We start from the raw sequence: 21,733 nt of genomic DNA, 5'->3' as shown, positions 1-21,733 counted from the left end.
GCCGTCACCGAGGGCCTCGCCGGACCGCTGCTGCTTGCCGCCACCGGCAGGCAAGGGCTACCAGCCAACTTCTCATTACCGCGACCCGACTACTGCGACACAGGCGGCCTCTTGCCGCCGTACTGCGTGCGGAGGCCCGAGTCGTAGGCGTGGCGGGTCTTTTGCCACCTTGGCGAGATTCAGTGGTGGTCTAGGGCGGCCAGCAGACCTGTCCGAATCAGCGTCATATCGCCGCCAGTCGGCCAGCGCGGCCCGAGGCATCGCTCGCTTTCGGGACGAGACACGCGTTTTGGTGAGCCGCGGGAAGAAGGAGCCGCCGATGCCGGTTGCTGCAGCATGAAGAAGATCGGCTTCTTGTCATTCGGCCACTGGAACCCCTCGCCTCAGTCGCAGGCGCGGACGGCCTCCGACGTACTGCTGCAGTCCATCGACCTGGCGGTCGCGGCCGAGGAGGTCGGCGCGGACGGCGCCTACTTCCGTGTGCACCACTTCGCCCGGCAGCTCGCCTCGCCGTTCCCGCTTCTTGCGGCGGCGGGCGCGAGGACGAGTCGTATCGAGCTTGGCACCGGTGTGATCGACATGCGTTACGAGAACCCGCTCTACATGGCCGAGGACGCCGCCGCCGCCGACCTGATCGCCGGCGGCAGGTTGCAGCTCGGCATCAGCCGGGGATCGCCGGAGCAGGTCGTCGAGGGGTACAAGTACTTCGGCTACGACCCGGGCGAGGGCAACGACCACGCCAGCATGGCGCGCGAGCACGCTCGGGTGTTCCTCAACGTGATCGACGGGCAGCGGTTCGCCGAGCCGAACCCCCGGCCGATGTTCGCCAACCCGCCCGGCCTGCTGGGCATCGAGCCGCAGTCGCCCGGCCTGCGCGACCGGATCTGGTGGGGCGCTGGCACACGTGAGACCGCCGTCTGGACGGCAGAGCAGGGGATGAACCTGATGAGCTCGACGCTGCTCTCAGAGGACACCGGTGTGCCGTTCCACCAGCTTCAGGCCGAGCAGATCCAGAAGTTCCGAGACGCGTGGAAGGAAGCCGGCCATGAGCGCGAGCCGCGGGTGTCGGTCAGCCGCAGCATCTTCCCGATCGTCAACGCCACCGACCGCGCGTACTTCGGCGGGGAGTCGCGGAGCGAGGACCAGGTCGGGTTCATCGACGGCGGGACGGCCCGATTCGGCAAGACCTACGCTGGGGAGCCGGACCAACTCGTCAAGGACCTCGCCGAGGACGAGGCGATCGCTGCCGCGGACACGCTGCTGCTGACGATTCCGAACCAGCTGGGCGTCGACTACAACGCGCACCTGCTGGACAGCATCGTCAGGTACGTCGCGCCGGAGCTGGGTTGGCGCTGACGGCATAGAGACGCCCCGATCGGGACGTCCACGTGCCGACCCGCCTCTGAGCGTGGACCGTCTGACATCGGTCCTGCTGGACCGCCCGGTGATTCGACCCGCCTGTCCCGCTTTGCGCGGATGGTGCGTCATGCCGCCGCCTATCGGGCTCGGGATCCGCCGATGACCGGGCGCTGATCGACCGCCAACCGGGCGTGGAAGCAGTGCAAACTGTTGACGTGAGCGACCTCGATCACGGCGTCGCCGTCGATTTGGGTGGGTGGGATCGTCGCTACTCCGTCGTCCTGGCCACGGCGGGTCGCGACAGCGTCGCCGCAGCCTGGGTCGATACAAACGGTGGCGGTGCAGACATCGACATCGATCAGTACGAACGTGGAGCGGCCGGGCTTCGGGTGGCCGGGGTCAGCTTCGACTGCGGTGCACCAGGAGCCTTCTCGACCGGATTCATGGGGGTGGCGTGGGGTCAATCGGACCCGCGAACGATTTGTTGAAATCGAGAATCAGACGAGCGAATACACCGTGCGGGCATCTGCGCGTGGCTGGTGGATGTTTGTATGCCCAGCCCACTCCGACGGCATTCCGAAAGTCGTTGCGTTCGGCGATGAGTCACGTCGTCGGACGTCCCTTTTGCCGCTGATGGTGTGTAGAGCTGTCGACCGCCGTGCGCTTCGTGATCCGCTGGCGGCACCCGCGGGTCCCCGGTGGCGGGCTGATGTCAGGGCGTGAAACGGACGGGCGTTCGGCTCATGCCGGGTCCTGTGGCACCGATAGGTACCCGGTGCGCCGGGCCTGGCGTGCAGGCCCCACACCAGATCGGTCCTCCATGTCCCTCACTGCAGTGCGCCGCATCAGCATGGTCATCGCCGCATGCTCGGTCGGTCTCGTCACCATCATGGGCGGAGGTGCCAGCCCGGCCGGGGCTGTGACCCCCGGCATCGCCGCCACCCCCGATGTCCAGGCGCAGACGTCCGACTGGTTCGTCGACCCGCGCAGCAAGGCTGAGCGCCGTGCCGAGATCGCCGTGCCCGGGAGGCCGAAGGAGTACGTCGGACCGCTGGCCGAGACCCGTGCGGCCTACCGCACCCGGGCCGGTGATCTCGCCGTCCCGGTGCGGCTCGCCCTCGGGAACACCGTCGAGCAGGGCCAGGCCCTCACGTTGGACGGCAACGGGCTGTTCGTCGTCAACACCACCACCCTCACGCCCGTGGCGGAGGCCCAGTTGGCGAGGCTCGCGGTCTCGTTGCGCAATGCCGCCAGCATCCGCTGCGAGGGGTACGCGGACTACGCCGGCAAGGTCGGGCACCACCGGGACCTTGCTCGCGAGCGAGCAGTCCGCGTCTGCGACACCCTTGCCTCCCTGAGTGCCGGGCTGAGGACCAGCACCGTCGGCTACGGGTCCGGCCGGCCCGCGGCGGTCGGCGGCAGGTCGGAGGACCGGCGCCTCAACCGTCGCGTGGTCGTGCAGATGACGGCGACCCGTCCGATCCCGGTCCCGCCGACCGTCCCGCCCGCCCCGCCCATCCCTGCGGTCGAGGTTCCCGGTGCCCCGGTGCTCGATACCGCATCGGGCCAAGAGGGTGTCGTCCACTACGCGTTCACCGGACCCGTCACCGATGGCGGCTCACCCGTCACCGGCTACGAGGTGACATGGGGCGAGCACGACTGGGCCCCCGTCGTCGCAGAGCAGCTCGGCGCCGGCCTTGGCGGCGTACTCACCGGTGTCCCCACCGGCACGCCGTTCGGCATCTCACTGCGAGCAGTCAACGCCGCAGGCGCCGGCGCCCCTTCCAACACGCTCTCGGTGACGTCCTACGGCCGTCCGACATCTCCCAGGGACCTTCACGGCACGGTTGGTGCCGACACCATCGTGCACCTGTCCTTCGACGTCCCCACCTCCGACGGCGGCCGGACGATCACGGGGTACGACGTGCAGGTCGACGACGGCGAGTGGGTCGACCTCCCTGCCACCGGCACGAGCCCGCTGGCAGGCATCCTGAGCGACCAGCCTGCCGGCGCCCACACCTACCGAGTGCGTGCACGCAACGACATCGGCGCCTCCCCCGCCTCCGACCCGGTCGCCGTCCAGGTTCCGGCACCGCAGCAGCCAGACGCCCCGACCATCAGCGGCGTCGGTTACTACGGCGCGGGCCAGGCGTGGGCCGTGTACTTCACCGCCGGCGCGTCGAACGGTGCCGTCGTCACCGGCTACGAGGCCTCCCTCGACGGCGGCCCGTGGACCGCGGCCAGCGGCGTCTCGGGCAGCCCCGCTATGTTCCCGTGCCCCGGCATGGCCTGCGGCTGGACCTACAGCACATCCGTCCGGCTGCGCGCGGTCACCGCCACCGGCGCCTCCGCGCCGAGCCAGGTGCACGTCGGAAACCCGATCTAGTCCGTCCCCGGGCTGGCACGCCGGCGGCTCGCGGCCGTCGCGCTCGACCAACACGGGGGCGCGGCGGCGGGTGAGCGCGGTCGGGAGGTTGTCACGGACTTCCCGTACCGCCGGCAGCGGCCGTCGCGCGAGGAGCCGCTTCTGCCTCGATGAGTGCGTGCTTCGGACGCTTGCGCGACTTATCGAACAGGTGTACGATAGGTGCAGGTCATGGGTGATACCCGATGCTGAGGCCCTGACCTGACGAGACGACTCTCCGAGGAGACGCTCTCGTGGCCCCCTCTCAGGGCGCGCTGCCATCGACATGTGAGACCCGCAGGCCACCGCAGGGTGGCGTGTCCAGGTCGTCGTGTCGAGGAGGTGCGCCGCGCAGGCAGTCCATCCGTTGCTGAGGTGCGCCGCTGAGCTGCAGGAGTCCCTGAAGTCCGTGGCCGACGTGGATCCCGTCTTCATGACCACCGATGACCAGCGAGAGGCGTTGCTGGAGCTGGCGCGGGTCGAGGCCCGGCTGGCTGCGCTGCGGCTGCGACTGACCGCCAGTGCTGGCGAGGTCGCGGAGGTCGACGGACATCGCGACGTCGCTGCCTGGCTGGCCCACCACACGCGGGTCGACGGCGGCGAGGCGCGGCGCCACCAGCGACTCGCGCACCGACTCGAGCGGCGGCCCGTGCTGGCCGACGGCCTGTCCGAGGGTGCCGTCAACGTGGCACAGCCCGACGTGATCGCGCGGGCGCTCGACGACCTGCCGATCGATCTCGATCCGGACCTGGCAGCGCGCGCCGAGCGCCACCTCGTCGACCAGGCCGGCGAGTTCGGGCCGCGAGAGCTGCGGATCCTCGGCCGCCGCGTCCTCGACGTCGTGGCCCCCGAGGTCGGCGAGCAGCACGAGCTCAGGCTCCTGCAGGCCGAGGAGGCACTCGCCCTGAAGCTGACCCGGCTCACCATCCGCCGCCGCGGCGACGGCACCACCGACGTGCACGCTCGGGTGTTCGGCGCGGTGGCAGACCGCCTCGCGACCTACCTGCACGCCTACGCCAACCTGCGCCACGACGACGGCGAGCAGACGTCGTACGACGTCCGTCTCGGGCACGCGTTCTGCTCGTTCCTCGAGCACGCCGACCCGCGCCGGCTGCCCGTCGACGGCGGGGACGCCACCACGGTCGTCGTCACCCTCGATCTCGCGACGTTGCGCGACGGTCTCGGCTCGGCGATGACCGACACCCGCACCCCGATCAGCGCCGGCGAGGCCCGGCGACTGGCCTGCACCGCACGCATCATCCCCGTCGTCCTCGGCGCGGACGGCCAGGTCCTCGACCTCGGCCGCAGCGCCCGACTCTTCAACCCGTCCCAGCGCAAGGCGCTCCGGCTGCGTGACGCGACCTGCCGCGCCCTGGGCTGTGACATCCCAGCGGCCTGGTGCGAGGCCCACCATGCCAACGACCCCTGGGCCCACGGTGGCAGGACCGACCTTGCCGACGGTCAGCTGCTGTGCAGCTTCCATCACCGCAGGGCCCACGACCCCGGCTACGCCCACAGCCGCCTGCCCAACGGCGACGTCAGGTTCCACCGTCGCAGATAGGGACGCCGGACCGGCTACGAGCGCGCGTCGAGGAACTCGATGACCCGGCGCGTCAGCAGGGTGGCCGCCTCCGCGTCGTACGACGGCAGCGAGCTGTCGGCGAAGTAGTGCTGGTCGCCCGGGTAGAGGAACAGCTCGGCGTCGTCGACCGTGGCGACGATCTCCCGGGCCGCCTCGACATCGCCCTCGCCGACGAAGATCGGGTCGGCGTCCATCCCGTGGATCTGGACGGGCACGCCGTCGGGCCACGGGCCGAACGCCCACTCGCCGGTGATCGGGATGCACGAGTAGAAGAGCAGGGCGCCCTTGGCGCCCGGACGCGTCTGCGCCAGCTTCTGGGCGGCCATCTCGCCGAGCGAGAACCCTGCGTAGACGAGCCCCTCAGGCAGGTCGTCGGCGGCACGGACCCCCGACTCGAGGATCGCCTCGAAGCCGATCCCCTTGGCATGCGCCATGCCCTCGTCGAGGGTCTCGAACGTGCGCCCGTCGAAGAGGTCGGGCGTGTGGACCGTGTGACCGGCCGCCCGCAGCTGGTCGGCGAACGACAGCACCCCGGGCGTCAGCCCCTGGGCGTGATGGAACAGCAGCACCTCAGCCATGCGTCGTCTCCCCGTGTCTCGTGTGATATCGGCAGATCCCACCCTAGAGGCCGGCCCCGACAGTCGGGCGCGTTGACTTCGAGTGTGCTCGAAGGACGACAATCCACCCATGAGTCTCACCATCGCCGAGACCGCCGAGCGCACGGGGCTGACGGCGCACACGCTGCGCTACTACGAGCGCGACGGGCTGATGCTGTCGGTCGACCGATCCACCGCGGGACACCGGCGCTACAACGAGGGCGACCTGGAGTGGATCGGCATGATCACCCGGCTGCGCCGCACGGGCATGCCGATCCGCGACATCCGCCGGTACGCCGAGCTGGTGCGCTCCGGTGACGGCACCGAGGCCGAGCGGATGGCGGTCCTGCGACGGCATCGCGAGCAGGTGCGCGCCCAGCTCGATGAGACCCAGGCCCATCTGACGTTGATCGAGCGCAAGATCGAGTGGTACGCCGGGCGCACGCAGGCCTGCGACTGACAGCTCGAAGGTCGCTTGACTGCGAGCGCGCTCGAAGCGGGAGGCTCGCCGTCATGACGACCCTCCCCACCCGGACCCTCGGCACCGACCTCGCCCGGACCCGCACCGTCAGCCACCATCGCCCTCGGCGCCATGCTGATGGGCACCCGCACCGACGAGGACACGTCGTTCGCGATCCTCGACCGCTACGCCGAGGCGGGCGGATCGTTCATCGACACGTCCAACAACTACGCGTTCTGGGTCAACGGGACCCAGGGTGGGGAGAGCGAGGCGCTGCTCGGCCGCTGGCTGAAGAGCCGCGGTGTGGGTGACGAGATGACGATCGCCACGAAGCTGGGCGGCCGCCCGAACTTCCCGACCACCACGTTCTCGCACGACGTCGAGGTGCAATCGGCGACGCGCATCCGCGAGGCCGCCGAGGAGAGCCTCGAGCGCCTCGGCCGCCCCCGCATCGACCTCTACTACTCCCACATCCTCGACGGCCGCGTCGCCGTCGAGGAGCAGGTGGAGGGCTTCGCGGCCCTGGTGGCCGACGGACTGGTGCACCTCGTCGGCGCGAGCAACCACTGGAGCTGGGCGCTCGAGCGAGCGCGGAGCATCGCCGCGCAGCGTGGCCTGCCGTCGTACGACGTGCTGCAGTACGCCCACACCTACCTCAGCTCGCGCACCGACCAGCCGACGATGCGCTCGCCCGAGGGCCAGATCGGCGTGGCGGACGGCAACGTCCTCAGCTACGTCCGCACCCAGCCCGGGATGACGCTGGTGGCCTACTCCCCACTGCTGGGCGGCGCGTACGTTCGCGACGACAAGCAGCTGGGCACCCGGTTCGACCATGCCGGCACCGCCGCGCGTCGTACGGCGCTCGCCGAGGTCTCCGCGGAGACCGGTGCCACGCCCAACCAGGTGGTGCTGAGCTGGCTCATCGGTGGCGAGACCCCCGCCATCCCCCTGGTCGGCGCCTCCTCGGTGGCGCAGCTCGACGAGACCCTGGGAGCGGCCACGCTCGAGCTCCCCGGTGAGCAGCGGGCACGTCTCGACGCGGCCGGCACAGACTGAGTTGACTTGGAGCGCACTCGAAGGCGAAGACTTGGGATCATGACGATCACACGACGCACCCTCGGCACAGACCTGACCGTCTCCGCGCTCGGCCTCGGCTGCATGGGGATGAGCGAGTTCTACGGCACGGCCGACGAGTCGCAGGGCATCGACACCATCCACCGCGCCCTCGACCTCGGCGTGACCTTCCTGGACACCGCCGACATGTACGGCCCCTTCACCAACGAGCAGCTCGTGGGCAAGGCCATCGGTGGCCGCCGCGACGAGGTGCAGCTCGCGACCAAGTTCGGCAACGAGCGGCTCCCTGACGGCACCCGAGTCGGCATCAACGGCTCGCCGGCCTACGTCCACGCCGCGTGCGATGCCTCGCTGCAGCGGCTCGGGGTCGACCACATCGACCTCTATTACCAGCACCGCGTCGACCAGAGCGTCCCGATCGAGGAGACGGTGGGGGCGATGAAGGAGCTGGTCGAGGCCGGCAAGGTGGTCCACCTCGGGCTCTCCGAGGCGAGCTCCACCACCATCCGCAGGGCCCACGCCGTGCACCCGATCACCGCGCTGCAGACCGAGTACTCCCTGTTCACCCGGGACCTCGAGGACGAGATCCTGCCGACCATCCGGGCGCTCGGCATCGGCCTGGTGCCGTACTCGCCGCTGGGTCGCGGGCTCCTCACCGGAGCGATCAGCCGCGAGTCCGGCGCCGACGGGGAGGCCGACTCCCGCCGGTCGTCGTACTTCCCGAGGTTCGAGGGCGACAACCTCGCCGCCAACCTCGCCCTCGTGGACAGGATCCGCGAGATCGCCACGGCCAAGGACTGCACGCCCGGGCAGCTCGCGCTCGCGTGGGTGCTCGCCCAGGGCGACGACGTGGTGCCGATCCCCGGCACCAAGCGGGTCGCCTACCTCGAGGAGAACGTCGCGGCGGCCGACATCACCCTGACCGCCGACGACCTCACCGCCCTCGAGGCGGCCGTGCCCCGCGATGCGGTCGCCGGTGACCGCTACGGCGACATGTCGAGCATCGACGCCTGACCATCCACCGGGCCGCCGCACGCCGGCGGTGTGGGCGCAGTGTAGGAATGTGGCATGGCAACCACTGCACTCAAGAGCAACCCCATCCACACCGTCGGCGAGCTGCCGGCCGTCGGCTCCGCCGCCCCGTCCTGGACCCTCGTCGGCCCCGACCTCTCCGAGGTGACCTCCGAGATCACCCGGGGCAAGCGCACCGTCCTCAACATCTTCCCCAGCGTCGGCACCGGCGTCTGCGCCGCGAGCGTCCGGAAGTTCAACGAGCTCGCCGCCGGCCTCGACAACACCATCGTCGTGTGCGTGTCCAAGGACCTGCCGTTCGCGCTGGCCGCCTTCTGCGGTGCCGAGGGCATCGAGAACGTCACCGTCACCTCCGCCTTCCGCTCCTCCTTCGGCGAGGACTACGGCGTGACGCTGACCGGCGGGCTGTTCGAGGGCCTGCTGGGCCGGGCGGTCGTCGTACTCGACGAGTCGGGCACGGTCACCTACACCGAGCTGGTCCCGGAGATCAGCACCGAGCCCGACTACGACGCCGCGCTCGCCGCCCTCTCCTGAGCCGGAGGCTGTGCCCGCACCACCCATGCCGAGGCCGTGACCTCGAAGGGCGCCGGCGGGCACAGCTCCTCGCACCTGGCACGCAGCTCCTCTCGCGCGCCCTCGGCGAGCGAGGCGACGTGGGAGCCGGCGGGCCCGACGCCGTGCGTGTAGGGCTCCCACCACTCCTCGAACGTCGCGTACGACGCCCGCACCGTCAGGTCCGACTGCTCGATGCGGGTGAGCCCGGCGCGGTCGCAGAGCTCGGCCAGCTGCCCCTCGCGGGTGCCGGCCAGCTCCGCCTCGCCGGCGTGCCCGGGCTCGAGCTCGGCGACGGCTCGCCAGAAGGTGGTCAGCGGGCTCCGGCCACCGGCGAAGTCCCACACGCACGCGGCCACGACCCCGCCGGGACGCACCGCTCGCGACATCTCACGCAGCCCCGCCACCGGGTCGCCCATGAAGTGCACGACGAGCTGGGCGAGGGCACAGTCGAACTCGTCGTCGGCCCACGGGATCCGCTCGGCCGTGGCCTGCCGCACCTCGACCTCGGGGAAGCGCGCCCGCGCGGCCGCCACGAACGGCGGTGACGGATCGAGGGCGGCCACCCGTCCGCCTCCCAGCCGCTCCACGAGCGCACCGGTGAGCGCGCCGGGCCCGCAGCCGACGTCGAGGGCGCGCTGCCCCGGGCGGACTCCGCACCAGTCGGCGAAGACAGGGGCCAGCGGCTCGGAGAACCGTCCCATGAACCGGCCGTACGCGTCGGCCGCCACCTCGAAGGTCACGGCGCCGACGCTACGCCGGCTCGACCGTCTCCGCCTCTCCCGATCTGCCGGCCAGCCGGGTCTCCAGACCGGCGCGGCAGCCGGCCATCATCCTCCCGTGGTTCCAGCGGACCGCGGGCCGGGCGAGGACGGCCGCCACCGCGAGCCACCGCCCGGCCACTCCCACCTCCTGCTCGAAGAGCATCCGGGTGCCGGCACCCTCGTCGAGGAGTCGCCACCGGGCCGTGCCCTCGAGGTCACCGTCGACCAGCGTCTCGAGCACGTCGGCGTCCCGTCGCTCGGCGTGCAGCACCAGGTCGAGGGTGTAGGGCAGCACCGACCGGCACAGCACCCGCGCGTCGTCGGGCCCGAGGGAGGCGACCGCGACGACCTGCGGCCACCACACGGGATACCTCGCCAGGTCGAGGAGCACGTCGGCCACGGCCGCCCGCGGGTGGGGCAGCCACCAGTCCTCGGTGAACTCGAAGCGGTTCACCGAGGCAGCTCCAGGTCGAGCCGGATCTCCAGCCGGTCCGCCGCCCGGGCCGCGACACGGCGTACGGCCTCGTCGGCGTCGTCGAGGCGGGCCGCGACGGCCTCGACGTGCTCGGTGTCGCCGACGACCGCGAGGGTCCGCATCGCCTGGGCGCGGACCCGGGCCAGCTCGTGTGACGACAGCGCCGCCGCCCCGTCGCCGGCGCCGCCCAGCTCCCGCTTGGTCGCGACCTTGAGGCACATCTCGGCCGGCCGCCACTCCTCGTCGTGGAGCCCGTCGATGACAGCGGTAGCGGCCGAGTCGTCCCAGACGTAGAGCAGGCCGCGGGCACCCCACGTGCGCAGCCAGTGGTTCTTCCAGGCGGCCGGGTCCCGGGCCGGCTCGCCGTCGGCGAACGAGTGCCGGGTCAGGTAGGGCAGGACGTCGAGGTGCGCCTCACGGGGGGCACCCCTCATCAGCGCCATGCACCGCGCCACCGCGGCGGGCTCGCCCAGGTGGCCGGCGAGCTCGCGCACCAGCTCCCACACGGGAGCGTCGAGGTCCCGCGGTGGCGACAGGGAGGGGATCACGACCCCCAGTGTGCCGCGCTACCGTGCGCCCATGACCGACACCGACACCGCAGCCCTCCTCGACCTGGCGCGCGCCTGGTCCGCAGAGGACCCCGACTCCGTCACCCGTGCGGAGCTCGAGGCGATCATCGACGACGTCACCGCCGGGAAGGACGCGACCGACCTGGCCGACCGGTTCGCCGGCACCTTGGAGTTCGGTACGGCGGGACTGCGGGGCGCCCTCGGGGCGGGGCCGAACCGGATGAACCGGGTCGTGGTGCTGCGCGCGGCCGCGGGCCTCGCGGCGTACCTCAGGGCCAACGGGGCGGGCCACGACGCCAGCGTGGTGATCGGGTACGACGCGCGCCACAACTCCGACGTCTTCGCCCGCGACACCGCGGAGGTGATGACCGGCGCCGGGTTCAAGGCCCTGACGATGCCGCGGCCGCTGCCGACCCCGATCCTCGCCTACGCCATCCGTGAGCTGGGCTGCGTCGCGGGCGTGATGGTCACCGCCAGCCACAACCCGCCGCAGGACAACGGCTACAAGGTCTACCTCGGCGACGGCAGCCAGATCGTGCCGCCGGCCGACATCGAGATCGCCGCGCAGATCGCGGCGGTCGGCGCCGTTGCCGACATCCCCCGTGGCGATGCCGGCAGCATCGTGGGCGCCGACATCGTCGACCGCTACCTCGACACCGCCGCCGACCTGGCCGGCGACGGCCCACGCGACCTCACGATCGTCTACACGCCGCTGCACGGCGTCGGGGGCACGTCGGTGGTCGAGGTCCTCGAGACCGCCGGCTTCGACGCCCCGCACGTGGTCCCGGAGCAGGAGGAGCCCGACCCGGACTTCCCGACGGTCGCCTTCCCGAACCCCGAGGAGCCGGGGGCGATGGACCTGGCCATGGCGCTCGCGGCGGAGAAGAACGCCGACCTCGTGGTGGCCAACGACCCCGACGCCGACCGCTGCGCCGCGGCCGTGCCCGGCCCGCACGGCTGGCGGATGCTGCGCGGGGACGAGGTCGGCGCGCTGCTCGCCTCGCACCTGCTCAAGTCCGGCCGCACCGGCGTCTACGCCACCTCGATCGTCTCGTCCTCGCTGCTGTCTCGGATGGCCGCGGCGGCCGGCCAGCCCTACGTCGAGACGCTCACCGGCTTCAAGTGGATCGGCCGGCTCGAGGGCCTGGCGTTCGGCTATGAGGAGGCGCTGGGCTACTGCGTCGACCCGGAGCACGTGAAGGACAAGGACGGCGTCTCGGCGCTGCTCCTCCTCTGCGAGCTCGCGGCCCAGGCCAAGGCCGACGGCAAGGGCCTCACCGACCTCCTCGACGAGATCGCGGTCGAGCACGGCCTGCACGCCACCGACCAGCTGTCGGCGCGCGTCACCGACCTCGCACAGATCGGTGCGGCGATGGACCGGCTGCGTACGGCGCCGCCGACGGTCCTCGGCGGCCTGGCCGTCGAGAGGGTGGAGGACCTGTCGGAGGGCTCGGCGGACCTGCCCCCCACCGACGGGCTGCGCTACCGGCTGGCCGAGGGCGCCCGCGTGATCGTCCGGCCGAGCGGCACCGAGCCGAAGATCAAGTGCTACCTCGAGGTCGTCGTACCGGTGAACCCCGCAGACGGCGTCGACGCCGCCCGGATCTCTGCCGCCGGCCGCCTGGACTCCCTCAAGGCCGACATCCGGGCGGCGGCGGGAATCTGAGCTGGGCGTGATCCCCAGATATCCGGGGATCACCGCGCTTTGCCGGCGTTGCAACGCACACGAACCGCAAGGAGTGCCAGCACAGCTCGGCCTCTTCGCGAGCGTCGTGCGGGCTGAATTCAGACGAGCAGCGACAGCACGAACAGCACCAGCGGGACCGTCACGAGCGCGATGACCGGCCAGTCCCAGTCGCGGCGTACGTCGGCAGCCAGGGCCTGCTGCTCGTCGGAGAGCATCGTGACGCCGCGCTCGGCGCGGGCGTCCTCGGCGAGGATCCGGATGCGCTCCTCGACGAAGGCGGTGTAGTCCATCTCGCCCTGCTTGGACTGCTCGCTCCGGGCCGCCCTCTCGGCCCGGGTGAGCTTGCGGCGGCTCTTGCCGATGACGGGCGAGACGTAGCGCTTCTCCCCCGCGCGTACGGCGAGCACCTGGCGCACCGCGATCAGCTCGATCGCCGCTAGCGGGACGTGCACCGTATCGACCATGTTGCGCATCACGAGGAAGTCGCCGTCGACCAGCAGCGCCGGTCGAAGCATGGACGCCCACGCCATCGCGCCGAGGGTCAGCCCGGCGAGCCCGACGGGCAGGGCCCACGACTCATCGCGCTCGGCGACGGCCAGCACCGCGACGGCGGCGCCCGCGATCACGATGAGGATCCCGGTGACTCGGCCACCGGTCGCGGGGAACCGCTCGACCTCGCGTGCTTCCGCCATGTTTCCTGCCCTCCGTGATTGCCACGCACCGCCGCGCCAACCCTATGCTGGGTCGGTGACGACCACCTCCGCTGCCACCGCGTCGAGCCCTGCTCCGACGGCTGCCGAAGCCGGCTGGGACTTCTCCGACATCACCGGCTCGGACGCGTCCCTGCGTCGGTTCCTGCACGGGTTGCCGGGCGTCGACCAGGTCGGTGCTGAGGCCCGGGCTGCGCAGCTGGGGACTCGCTCGATCAAGACGACGGCCAAGCAGCACGCGATCGACCTGGCCATCGGGATGGTGGACCTGACCACGCTGGAGGGCATGGACACCCCCGGGAAGGTCAGGGCGCTCGCCGCCAAGGCGATGCGGCCCGACCCGGCCGACCCGTCGTGTCCCGCGGCCGCGGCGGTGTGCGTCTACCCCGACATGGTGGCGACGGCCAAGCAGGTGCTGGGCGACAGCGGGGTCCACGTGGCGGCGGTCGCGACGGCGTTCCCGAGCGGCCGTGCTGCGTTGGACATCAAGCTGGCCGACACCCGCGACGCGGTCGAGGCCGGCGCCGATGAGATCGACATGGTCATCGACCGGGGCGCGTTCTTGTCCGGTCGGTACCTCCAGGTGTTCGAGGAGATCGTCGCGACCCGCGAGGCCTGCGCCCGGGCCGGTGGGGGCAGTGCGCACCTGAAGGTGATCTTCGAGACCGGTGAGCTGCAGACCTACGACAACGTACGCCGGGTGTCGTGGTTGGCGATGATGGCCGGTGCGCACTTCATCAAGACCTCCACCGGCAAGGTGCAGCCCGCGGCCACGCTGCCGGTCACCCTGGTCATGTTGGAGGCGGTGCGTGACTTCCGTGAGGCGACCGGGCAGATGGTCGGGGTGAAGCCCGCGGGTGGGATCCGGACCAGCAAGGACGCCATCAAGTACCTGGTGATGGTCAACGAGATCGCGGGCCCTGAGTGGTTGACGTCGCAGTGGTTCCGGTTCGGTGCCTCGACGCTGCTCAACGACCTGCTGATGCAGCGCACCAAGCTGCGCACCGGCCGCTACTCCGGCCCCGACTACTTCACCCTGGACTGAGAGAGAGCCGCCCGATGGTCAAGGTTCCCGAGACGGTGTCGCCGACGGTGGCGTTCGACTACGCGCCGGCGCCGGAGTCGCGCAGCATCGTCGACATCGCCGCGTCGTACGGCCTGTTCATCGACGGCGAGTTCGTCGACGGTGGCGGGCGGTCGTTCAAGACGATCAACCCGGCCACCGAGGAGGTGCTGGCCGAGGTCGCGGAGGCCGACGACGCCGATGTCGACACCGCGGTGAAGGCCGCCCGGCGGGCCTATACCCGGGTGTGGTCGCGGATGGCGGGCCGGGAGCGCGCGAAGTATCTCTACCGGATCGCCCGGATCATCCAGGAGCGCGGCCGTGAGCTCGCGGTGCTGGAGTCGATCGACAACGGCAAGCCGATCAGGGAGACCCGCGACGTCGACATCCCGATCGTCGCGGCGCACTTCTTCTACTACGCCGGCTGGGCCGACAAGCTCGACTACGCCGGCCTCGGCCCGAACCCGCAGGCACTGGGGGTGGCCGGGCAGGTCATCCCGTGGAACTTCCCGCTGATGATGCTGGCCTGGAAGGTCGCCCCGGCGCTGGCCGCGGGCAACACGGTGGTGCTCAAGCCGGCCGAGACCACCCCGCTGACCGCGCTGCTGTTCGCCGAGATCTGCCAGCAGGCCGACCTGCCCGCGGGGGTGGTCAACATCCTCACCGGCGCCGGCGGCACCGGCCGCGCGGTGGTGGCGCACCCGGACGTGGACAAGGTGGCGTTCACCGGGTCCACCGACGTGGGCCGGGCGATCGCCAAGGCGGTCGCCGGGTCGACCAAGAAGGTCACCCTGGAGCTGGGCGGCAAGGCCGCCAACATCGTCTTCGACGACGCACCGGTCGACCAGGCCGTCGAGGGTGTCGTGAACGGCATCTTCTTCAACCAGGGCCACGTGTGCTGTGCCGGCAGCCGACTGCTGGTGCAGGAGAGTGTGGCCGAGGAGGTGCTGGCCAAGCTCAAGCGCCGGATGTCGACGCTGCGGCTGGGCGACCCGCTCGACAAGAACACCGACGTCGGCGCCATCAACTCCGCCGAGCAGCTCGCCAAGATCCGCGAGCTCTCCGACATCGGCGAGGCCGAGGGCGCCGGCCGCTGGTCCCCGCCCTGCGACCTCCCCACCACCGGGTTCTGGTTCCCACCCACGGTGTTCACCGGGGTCACCCAGGCCCACCGCATCGCCCGCGAGGAGGTCTTCGGCCCGGTCCTGTCGGTGCTGACCTTCCGCACCCCCGCCGAGGCGGTCGAGAAGGCCAACAACACCCCCTTCGGGCTCTCGGCCGGGGTCTGGACCGAGAAGGGCTCCCGCATCCTGTGGATGGCCAACCAGCTCCGCGCCGGAGTCGTCTGGGCCAACACCTTCAACAAGTTCGACCCCACCAGCCCGTTCGGCGGCTACAAGGAGTCCGGCTACGGCCGCGAGGGCGGCCGACACGGCCTCGAGGCCTACCTGAAGGGAGCCACCGCATGAGCCGCCCCGATGAGCGCCAGCGCGTCCGCAAGACCTACAAGCTCTTCATCGGCGGCGCGTTCCCGCGCTCGGAGTCGGGCCACTCCTACGTCGTCCACGACTCGAAGGGGACCTTCGTGGCGAACGCCGCAATGGCCTCGCGCAAGGATGCCCGCGACGCGGTCTCTGCCGCCCGCAAGGCCTTCGCCGGCTGGTCCTCGCGCACGGCGTACAACCGCGCGCAGATCCTCTACCGCGTCGCGGAGATGATGGAGGACCGGCGCCCGCAGTTCGTGGAGGCGGTCAAGCAGTCCGAGGGCCTCACCCCCCGCCAGGCCGACCGGGTCGTCGAGGAGTCGATCGACCGCCTCGTCTGGTACGCCGGCTGGGCCGACAAGATCACCCAGGTCGTCGGCTCCGCCAACCCGGTCGCCGGCCCCTTCTTCAACCTCTCCAGCCCCGAGCCCACCGGCGTCGTGGCGGTGATTGCCCCGCAGGAGTCCTCCCTCCTCGGCCTCATCAGCGTCATCGCACCGGTCATCGTCACCGGCAACACCGCGGTCGTGCTGAGCTCCCACCAGCGCCCCCTGCCCGCCGTGACCTTCGCGGAGGTGCTCGCCACCTCCGACCTGCCCGGCGGCGTGGTCAACATCCTCACCGGCCCGATCGCCAACACCGCCCCCTGGCTCGCCTCGCACATGGACGTCAACGCCATCGACCTCACCGGCGCCGCCGGCCTCGCCGAGCAGGCTCAGGCCTTCGAGGAGGCCGCCGCCGAGAACCTCAAACGGGTCCTCCGGCCACCCGCCACCGAACCCGACTGGAACACCCAGCCGGGCATCGACCGGATGACGACGTTCCTGGAGACCAAGACCGTCTGGCACCCGATCGGGGTCTGACCGAACGCAACGTCATACGGATGGAGCCGCCGGAGGCTCCCCCCGTATGACGTCCGGCGCTCAGGCAGGCACCGCCCCCAGGATGGCCTTCGCGAGGTCGGCGGGTCGGGTCAGCTGGGGCCAGTGCCCGGTGGGCACGTCCACGTAGGCGACGTCGGCGGGTCGGGCCAGCTCGGGCACGTGCCCGTCCTTGACCCAGCCGCGGAGGTCCTCAGCGGTGTACTCGGGGCACACCATCGTGACCGGGACGCCGTACCGGCGGTCGTCGTGCAGCCGGACGACGCCCTCCATCACGCCTTGCGGCTCCGGGATGGCGGCGGCGTAGAAGGCGGCGAGCTGCGCGTCGGAGAAGCCGATCAGGTTGGCGTCCTCGCCCTTCTCGGCCCAGTCGGGCATGGTGACCTCGCCGCCGATGGCCTCGAAGCCGCCGAGCAGCGTCTCGCCGTCGGAGGGCGGGAAGCCGCCGACGTGTACGACGTGCGTCACCCGGTCGGGCCGGGCGTCGAGCGCGAGGTGCGCGATGCCGCAGCCGGCCGAGTGGCCGACGAGCAGCACCGGCCCGTCGGCGGCGTCGATCGTCGCGACCACGGCGGCCACGTGGTCGTCGAGGGTGATGCCCGAGCGGTCGGCCCCCTTCGACTCCATGCCGGGCAGGGTCAGGGCGTGGGGGCGGTGGCCCTCCGCCTCGAGCAGCGGGGCCACCCGGTCCCAGGTCGACGCGTTGAGCCACATTCCGGGTACGAGCACGATGTCCATGAGAGTCCTTCGAGTTGTGTGCGTTGGGAATCAGGAGGCGAGCAGGGCGTCGAGGTCGCGCTCGGCGTAGAGCCGGTGCTGCCACTCCTCGTTGAGCACAGTCAGGAGGCACTCGCGCACCGGGAACGACCGGGGCGGCGGCCAGCCGGCGCCCTCCACCGGCCTCGTGTCGGAGCCGAGCTGCTCGTCGGTGAGCCCGTCGACGATCCGGCGTACGGTCGCGGCGCGGTCCTGGCGCAGCGCGAGCGCCTCCTCGAGGGTCGGCCGGGCGTCACGGTCGCGGGGGATGCCCGAGGTGTCGGGCATCTGGTCCCACGGCAGGTCGAGCGGGTGCCACGGGCTGGGGTCGCCCTCGATGGCTCGGCGCACCCACGCATCGGTGGCGAAGGCGAGGTGACGCAGGGTCTCGATGAACGACCACTCCCCGGCCACCTGCTCGTGCAGCCGCTCCGGTGGCAGCCTGCGGGCCTTCTCGACGGTGCCGGCCCACAGCTGCTCGAGGAGGTCCCAGGCCTCGCGGAAGCCGGCCGGGTCGCTCGGGCGCATCTTGACGCGCCCCGGCTGCCGGCGGTCGAGCTCGGCCTCGACCATCGGGCCCACGTCGACGCCGTTGACGACCAGCCCGTCGATGTCGCCGTCGATGCGGACGTCGATCAGGTCGACGTCCTTGAGACTGCTTCCGCTCAGGTCGACACCTCGGATGTCGGCGCCGCGCAGGTCCACGTGATGGAAGCGGCTGCCGCTCAGGTCCACGTTCTCGAAGCTCGCGCCCCCGAGGCGGGCATCCTTGAAGTGCCGCTGCGGCGCCGGCTGGGTATCGGTCATGGCAGGGACCGTAGACGAGGTTCCGGACGTTCTACTGCCGGTAGTGGCCCTACACTGCCGGAGTGTCCGGAACCGACGGCGTCAGCCCCACCGCGCGGGCCCTGCTTGCCCTGGAGCTGCTGCAGGGCAGCCCCGGTGTGACGGCAGAGCGACTCGGCGAGCAGCTCGGCGTCTCCGAGCGGGCGGCCCGCCGGTACGTCGCGATCCTGCGGGAGGCAGGCATCCCCATCGAGTCCGTGCGAGGGCCCTACGGTGGCTACCGGGTCGGGCGCGGCCTGCGGCTGCCGCCACTGGTCTTCTCCGCGACCGAGGCGCTGGGCCTGGTGATGGCGGTCCTCGAAGGTCACCATGCCGCGGCCGACGCGACCCAGCCCGTGGGCAGTGCGATCGCCAAGATCCTGCGCGGCCTGCCGGAGCCGGTGGCCGCCCAGGCCGATGCCGTCCGCCGTGCCGCCGCCGCGACTCCCGAGCGCTACCCCGTCCGGCCGGACCCCGACACCACTGTCACCCTCGTCGGGGCCTATGCGGGACGACGGCGGCTGCGGATCGGCTACCGCTCGGTGGCGGGCCGGGAGTGGACGGCCGAGGTGGACCCGTGGGCGGTCGTCGTCCGGCACGGCCGCTGGTACCTCCTCTGCTTCAGTCACCAGGCCGGGGCACAACGTGCCTACCGGATCGACCGCGTCACGCGGGCCGAGGTGCTCGAGCAGGGCTTCGACCCGCCGGCCGACCTCGACCCGGTCGCCGCCCTCGAGGAGCACCTCGCCGTGGGTTGGGAGTACGACGTGGAGGTGCTCGTCGACGCGCCGCTGGCCGTCGTGGCTGCCCATCTGCCCCGCACCATGGGCCGGTTGGAGGTCGTCGACACCACGACCACCCGGGTGGTGGGCACGACCAGCAACCCGGTCATGGTCGTCGAGCGCCTGGTCGTGCTCCCGACGACGTACCTCGTCGTCGGCGGTCCCGAGGTGCGGACCGCGGCGCGGGAGATCGCCGGAAGGCTGTCGGACGCCGTCCGCTGACGATCAGGCCCGAGCCGGGCCTTCAGCCCACGAGCTCCTCGGGTGCAGTCAGCGCGAGGTGACCGGCGATGGCGACCACCTCCGCGGGCACGATCTGCCAGCCGTCCCCATGGTGGTCCATGGCCACCCTGGCGATGCCGCGCGCGGGCAGGGAACGGTACAGGGTCTCCATGGTGGTACGGCGCGCATCGTCGTCACGTGCCTCGTCGGTGCACTCGTGGTCGTCGTCGCTGAAGGTCCCCACGGCCCGCGCCTCCAGCGTCGCGCACTCCTGCGCCAGCCGCTCGATCACGTCGTCCCGGGCAGCCGAGTCGTCCGCCGCGCCGTAGGAGTCGAGCGAGACCTGCAGTCCCACAGGGCGCCCTGCGAAGGTGCCGCTCATCTCGCAGGTGGCAGTCGCCACCTCACCCTCGTCGGTGGTCTCGTGCGACACCTCGTGAAGGGCCCAGCGCTCGACCGCGCTGCTCGGAACGGCGTCGCAGAGGTTCTCCGGCAGGGCCACGGGGCCGAGCGGCTCGGGTGCTTCCTCCTCCGAGCAGGCCGCCAGCAGGAGCACGGCGCCGAGGACCGCCGCGGGGGCACGAAGACGCATCACGCGCTCACTGTTTCACAGCGTCGGGACGAGACGTCACGTTTGCGGCGCCGCTCCGCGGGAAGAGATACACCGACAGAACGGGGAACACCATGAGCAATCTGGACTACGACGGGCAGCAGCTGCTGGCCCGGCTCTCGACCGAGGACGCCGACCTGTTCCGCGACGTACCCGATGCCACAGGCGCCGACCACGCGGACCGTCTCGCCGTCACGGTCGACAGCGCCCGACGCGTCGTCGCCGTCGACGTCCGCGACGTCGCCCGGCTGCGTACGCCGGAGGACCTCGCCGCCGCGGTCCGCGAGGCGTTCGCCGCGGCCGACGGTCAGCGGGCGCTCGCCTCGCTGACCGAGGCGGGCAAGGCGGAGGACCGGCTTGCCCACGCCGACGCGCTGGTCTCGGGCAGACGGAAGCTCCAGGTGCGATCCGCACCCGATGTCAGCTACCAGGCCTACGTGGAGCGCGGTGGCAGACATCGCGCCCGGGTCGTCCAGTCGGCGGCCGCGGCGCGGCCCGACGCGACCACCTCCGACAACGGCTACGTCAGCATCGTGCGCGACGAGCACGGCATGGTCAGCGCCGTCCACGCCGACGGCGAGTGGCTCTCGGCGGCACAGCCGCATCATCTCGAGCGCGCTCTGCAGCAAGCAGGGCGCTGGACGACACGGCAGGGGCTTTGACATGGGACTGAAGGCGAGCAGGGACGCGCTGATCGCGGCCGCGGCCGGGCTGGACGGCGTCGCCGCCGAGCTCAACAATGCGCGCACGAAGGTGATGCGCGGCGATGGACGCGGCTCGGAGTTCGGCAGCCTCGCAGAGAGCATCCAGGAGCCCCACGACACGTTCATCACCTCGATGCTCGACGCGCTGGCGCAGGGCGACAAGGTGATGCGCGAGATCGCTGACGCCCTGCAGGCGACGGCGAAGGACTACGGCGCGACCGACACCGCCGTGGCAGACACCTTCCACAACCCGGACGGGACCCCGGCATGACCGAGTACAGCCACCACCCCGACTTCCGGTCCGACGTCGAGAAGAAGGTGCAGGAGTTCAGCGACAAGATCCAGGAGGGCGTCAACTGGGTCATCGACGAGTGGGAGAAGTGCATCGGCAACCAGAACTGGATGTGGATCGTCTCTCCCGCCGTCAAGCTCGCCTACGAGCTCGCCGGTGACCGTCTCCAGGACGCCATCAACGCCATCTGGGACTACTGGGAGGAGAAGTCCCAGGAGATCTGGGACTCCGTCGACAACGTCGCGGGCGACCCCTTCGAGCTGATGGCGATGAACGAGGCCTACCACGCGGCCGCCGGAGCCATCCGCGACGAGAAGATCGTCCTGGGCCGCATCGTCTCCACGGCGTCCTCCCACTGGGAGGGCCTCGCCTTCACCGCGTTCAGCGACACGATCGAGGAGCAGAAGAACGCGATCGCCGGGGTCGACTCGGGCCTCACGAGCGCTGCGACGGCCTGCGCCGAGGGCGCCAAGCAGATCAACGACGTGTGGAACGACATCGTCGACGGGATCCTCGACTACGCCTCGAGCATCGTGGACGCGATCAAGGAGGGCACCGACGCGGGCCAGTGGGTCACGTTGGACACCGGGCCGGCGATCAAGGTCATCCTGGACGCCGCGATCAAGGTGGCGCAGCTGGCCCTGGTGCTGGAGAAGTACTGGGCCGAGAACGCCACGGTCAAGGCGAGCATGTGGACCGGGCTGAACTCCGGCCTCGACGGTCTCGACGCCAACAACGACTGGCCGAACATCGCCAGCGCCCGCTCCTCCGACATGAACGACAAGGACGACTGGGACCAGAAGTAGGCCAAGAGGTACGGCGGGGACCACGCCGAGGGCGCCTGCAGGTG

General features: G+C 71.3%; 24 protein-coding genes. 16 read left to right on the top strand and 8 right to left on the bottom strand.

Annotation, left to right across the window (positions count from 1 at the left end):
- Nucleotides 1–336: 336 nt before the first annotated feature.
- From ACP7BP_RS19605 to ACP7BP_RS19590, 4 genes are all read left to right on the top strand, one after another.
- A complete protein-coding gene (locus ACP7BP_RS19605) occupies nt 337–1,356 on the top strand; it encodes an LLM class flavin-dependent oxidoreductase (RefSeq protein ID WP_426247106.1) in 1,020 nt (339 codons plus the stop codon).
- Nucleotides 1,357–1,574: 218 nt separating this feature from the next.
- A complete protein-coding gene (locus ACP7BP_RS19600; RefSeq protein ID WP_426247104.1) occupies nt 1,575–1,847 on the top strand; it encodes a hypothetical protein in 273 nt (90 codons plus the stop codon).
- A 332-nt stretch (nt 1,848–2,179) separates the two neighbouring features.
- A complete protein-coding gene (locus ACP7BP_RS19595) occupies nt 2,180–3,745 on the top strand; it encodes an OmpA family protein (RefSeq protein ID WP_426247102.1) in 1,566 nt (521 codons plus the stop codon).
- Nucleotides 3,746–4,196: 451 nt separating this feature from the next.
- Nucleotides 4,197–5,324, top strand: a complete 1,128-nt coding sequence (locus ACP7BP_RS19590) for a DUF222 domain-containing protein (RefSeq protein ID WP_426247101.1) — start codon at nt 4,197–4,199, stop codon at nt 5,322–5,324.
- 14 nt (nt 5,325–5,338) lie between these two features.
- Here ACP7BP_RS19590 and ACP7BP_RS19585 read toward each other — a convergent pair whose 3' ends face one another.
- The gene (locus ACP7BP_RS19585) at nt 5,339–5,923 is read right to left on the bottom strand and encodes a dienelactone hydrolase family protein (protein ID WP_426247099.1); all 585 of its coding nucleotides are present in this window, start codon (nt 5,921–5,923) and stop codon (nt 5,339–5,341) included.
- A 109-nt stretch (nt 5,924–6,032) separates the two neighbouring features.
- On the opposite strand from ACP7BP_RS19585, the gene ACP7BP_RS19580 reads away from it, so the two are divergent.
- From ACP7BP_RS19580 to tpx, 4 genes are all read left to right on the top strand, one after another.
- Nucleotides 6,033–6,401, top strand: coding sequence for a MerR family transcriptional regulator (locus tag ACP7BP_RS19580; RefSeq protein ID WP_426247097.1), 369 nt, complete (start codon nt 6,033–6,035; stop codon nt 6,399–6,401).
- A gap of 138 nt (nt 6,402–6,539) precedes the next feature.
- Complete coding sequence (locus tag ACP7BP_RS19575) at nt 6,540–7,457, top strand: aldo/keto reductase (RefSeq protein WP_426247095.1); 918 nt, start codon at nt 6,540–6,542, stop codon at nt 7,455–7,457.
- 39 nt (nt 7,458–7,496) lie between these two features.
- Entirely contained in the window at nt 7,497–8,489 is a 993-nt protein-coding gene (locus ACP7BP_RS19570) for an aldo/keto reductase (RefSeq protein ID WP_426247093.1), read from the top strand.
- Between the two features lie 54 nt (nt 8,490–8,543).
- Nucleotides 8,544–9,041 (top strand): thiol peroxidase, encoded by a 498-nt coding sequence (tpx, locus tag ACP7BP_RS19565; protein WP_426247092.1) that lies wholly within the window; start codon nt 8,544–8,546, stop codon nt 9,039–9,041.
- Here the strand turns inward: tpx and ACP7BP_RS19560 are convergent.
- Genes ACP7BP_RS19560 through ACP7BP_RS19550 form a run of 3 tightly spaced genes read right to left on the bottom strand, consistent with a single transcriptional unit; the run spans nt 9,011 to nt 10,846 of the window.
- Nucleotides 9,011–9,802, bottom strand: a complete 792-nt coding sequence (locus tag ACP7BP_RS19560) for a class I SAM-dependent methyltransferase (protein WP_426247090.1) — start codon at nt 9,800–9,802, stop codon at nt 9,011–9,013. The genes tpx and ACP7BP_RS19560 overlap by 31 nt on opposite strands.
- Before the next feature lie 10 nt (nt 9,803–9,812).
- The gene (locus tag ACP7BP_RS19555) at nt 9,813–10,277 is read right to left on the bottom strand and encodes an SRPBCC family protein (RefSeq protein WP_426247089.1); all 465 of its coding nucleotides are present in this window, start codon (nt 10,275–10,277) and stop codon (nt 9,813–9,815) included.
- On the bottom strand, nt 10,274–10,846 hold the full coding sequence (locus ACP7BP_RS19550) for a hypothetical protein (RefSeq protein WP_426247087.1): 573 nt from the start codon (nt 10,844–10,846) through the stop codon (nt 10,274–10,276). The genes ACP7BP_RS19555 and ACP7BP_RS19550 overlap by 4 nt, the downstream gene beginning before the upstream one ends.
- Before the next feature lie 31 nt (nt 10,847–10,877).
- Here ACP7BP_RS19550 and ACP7BP_RS19545 point away from each other — a divergent pair, with 31 nt between their 5' ends.
- The gene (locus ACP7BP_RS19545) at nt 10,878–12,533 is read left to right on the top strand and encodes a phospho-sugar mutase (RefSeq protein ID WP_426247085.1); all 1,656 of its coding nucleotides are present in this window, start codon (nt 10,878–10,880) and stop codon (nt 12,531–12,533) included.
- 119 nt (nt 12,534–12,652) lie between these two features.
- On the opposite strand, the gene ACP7BP_RS19540 is transcribed toward ACP7BP_RS19545, so the two are convergent.
- A complete protein-coding gene (locus ACP7BP_RS19540; RefSeq protein ID WP_426247083.1) occupies nt 12,653–13,246 on the bottom strand; it encodes a hypothetical protein in 594 nt (197 codons plus the stop codon).
- 55 nt (nt 13,247–13,301) lie between these two features.
- Between ACP7BP_RS19540 and deoC the strand changes: the two genes are divergently transcribed.
- The 3 genes from deoC to ACP7BP_RS19525 are packed head-to-tail and all read left to right on the top strand — an operon-like array spanning nt 13,302 to nt 16,674.
- Entirely contained in the window at nt 13,302–14,309 is a 1,008-nt protein-coding gene (gene deoC, locus ACP7BP_RS19535) for a deoxyribose-phosphate aldolase (RefSeq protein WP_426247082.1), read from the top strand.
- Nucleotides 14,310–14,323: 14 nt separating this feature from the next.
- Nucleotides 14,324–15,796, top strand: a complete 1,473-nt coding sequence (locus tag ACP7BP_RS19530; RefSeq protein WP_426247081.1) for an aldehyde dehydrogenase family protein — start codon at nt 14,324–14,326, stop codon at nt 15,794–15,796.
- On the top strand, nt 15,793–16,674 hold the full coding sequence (locus tag ACP7BP_RS19525) for an aldehyde dehydrogenase family protein (protein WP_426247079.1): 882 nt from the start codon (nt 15,793–15,795) through the stop codon (nt 16,672–16,674). Before ACP7BP_RS19530 ends, ACP7BP_RS19525 begins: the two co-directional genes overlap by 4 nt.
- 60 nt (nt 16,675–16,734) lie before the next feature.
- On the opposite strand, the gene ACP7BP_RS19520 is transcribed toward ACP7BP_RS19525, so the two are convergent.
- Nucleotides 16,735–17,430 (bottom strand): alpha/beta fold hydrolase, encoded by a 696-nt coding sequence (locus ACP7BP_RS19520; RefSeq protein WP_426247077.1) that lies wholly within the window; start codon nt 17,428–17,430, stop codon nt 16,735–16,737.
- Nucleotides 17,431–17,460: 30 nt separating this feature from the next.
- Complete coding sequence (locus ACP7BP_RS19515; RefSeq protein ID WP_426247075.1) at nt 17,461–18,255, bottom strand: DinB family protein; 795 nt, start codon at nt 18,253–18,255, stop codon at nt 17,461–17,463.
- A 62-nt stretch (nt 18,256–18,317) separates the two neighbouring features.
- Between ACP7BP_RS19515 and ACP7BP_RS19510 the strand changes: the two genes are divergently transcribed.
- Complete coding sequence (locus tag ACP7BP_RS19510; protein ID WP_426247073.1) at nt 18,318–19,277, top strand: helix-turn-helix transcriptional regulator; 960 nt, start codon at nt 18,318–18,320, stop codon at nt 19,275–19,277.
- A gap of 22 nt (nt 19,278–19,299) precedes the next feature.
- On the opposite strand, the gene ACP7BP_RS19505 is transcribed toward ACP7BP_RS19510, so the two are convergent.
- Entirely contained in the window at nt 19,300–19,872 is a 573-nt protein-coding gene (locus tag ACP7BP_RS19505; protein WP_426247072.1) for a hypothetical protein, read from the bottom strand.
- 89 nt (nt 19,873–19,961) lie between these two features.
- Between ACP7BP_RS19505 and ACP7BP_RS19500 the strand changes: the two genes are divergently transcribed.
- Genes ACP7BP_RS19500 through ACP7BP_RS19490 form a run of 3 tightly spaced genes read left to right on the top strand, consistent with a single transcriptional unit; the run spans nt 19,962 to nt 21,689 of the window.
- Nucleotides 19,962–20,549: a hypothetical protein gene (locus ACP7BP_RS19500; RefSeq protein WP_426247071.1), complete on the top strand. Its 588-nt coding sequence runs from the start codon at nt 19,962–19,964 to the stop codon at nt 20,547–20,549.
- A 1-nt stretch (nt 20,550) separates the two neighbouring features.
- Nucleotides 20,551–20,862, top strand: coding sequence for a type VII secretion target (locus ACP7BP_RS19495; RefSeq protein ID WP_426247069.1), 312 nt, complete (start codon nt 20,551–20,553; stop codon nt 20,860–20,862).
- On the top strand, nt 20,859–21,689 hold the full coding sequence (locus ACP7BP_RS19490) for a WXG100 family type VII secretion target (RefSeq protein ID WP_426247068.1): 831 nt from the start codon (nt 20,859–20,861) through the stop codon (nt 21,687–21,689). The genes ACP7BP_RS19495 and ACP7BP_RS19490 overlap by 4 nt, the downstream gene beginning before the upstream one ends.
- The last annotated feature ends 44 nt before the right edge of the window (nt 21,690–21,733 follow it).

It is taken from the genome of Nocardioides sp. LHG3406-4, assembly GCF_049897745.1.
Taxonomy (GTDB): Bacteria; Actinomycetota; Actinomycetes; order Propionibacteriales; family Nocardioidaceae; genus Nocardioides.
This window is presented reverse-complemented; position numbering and strand designations above follow the sequence as displayed.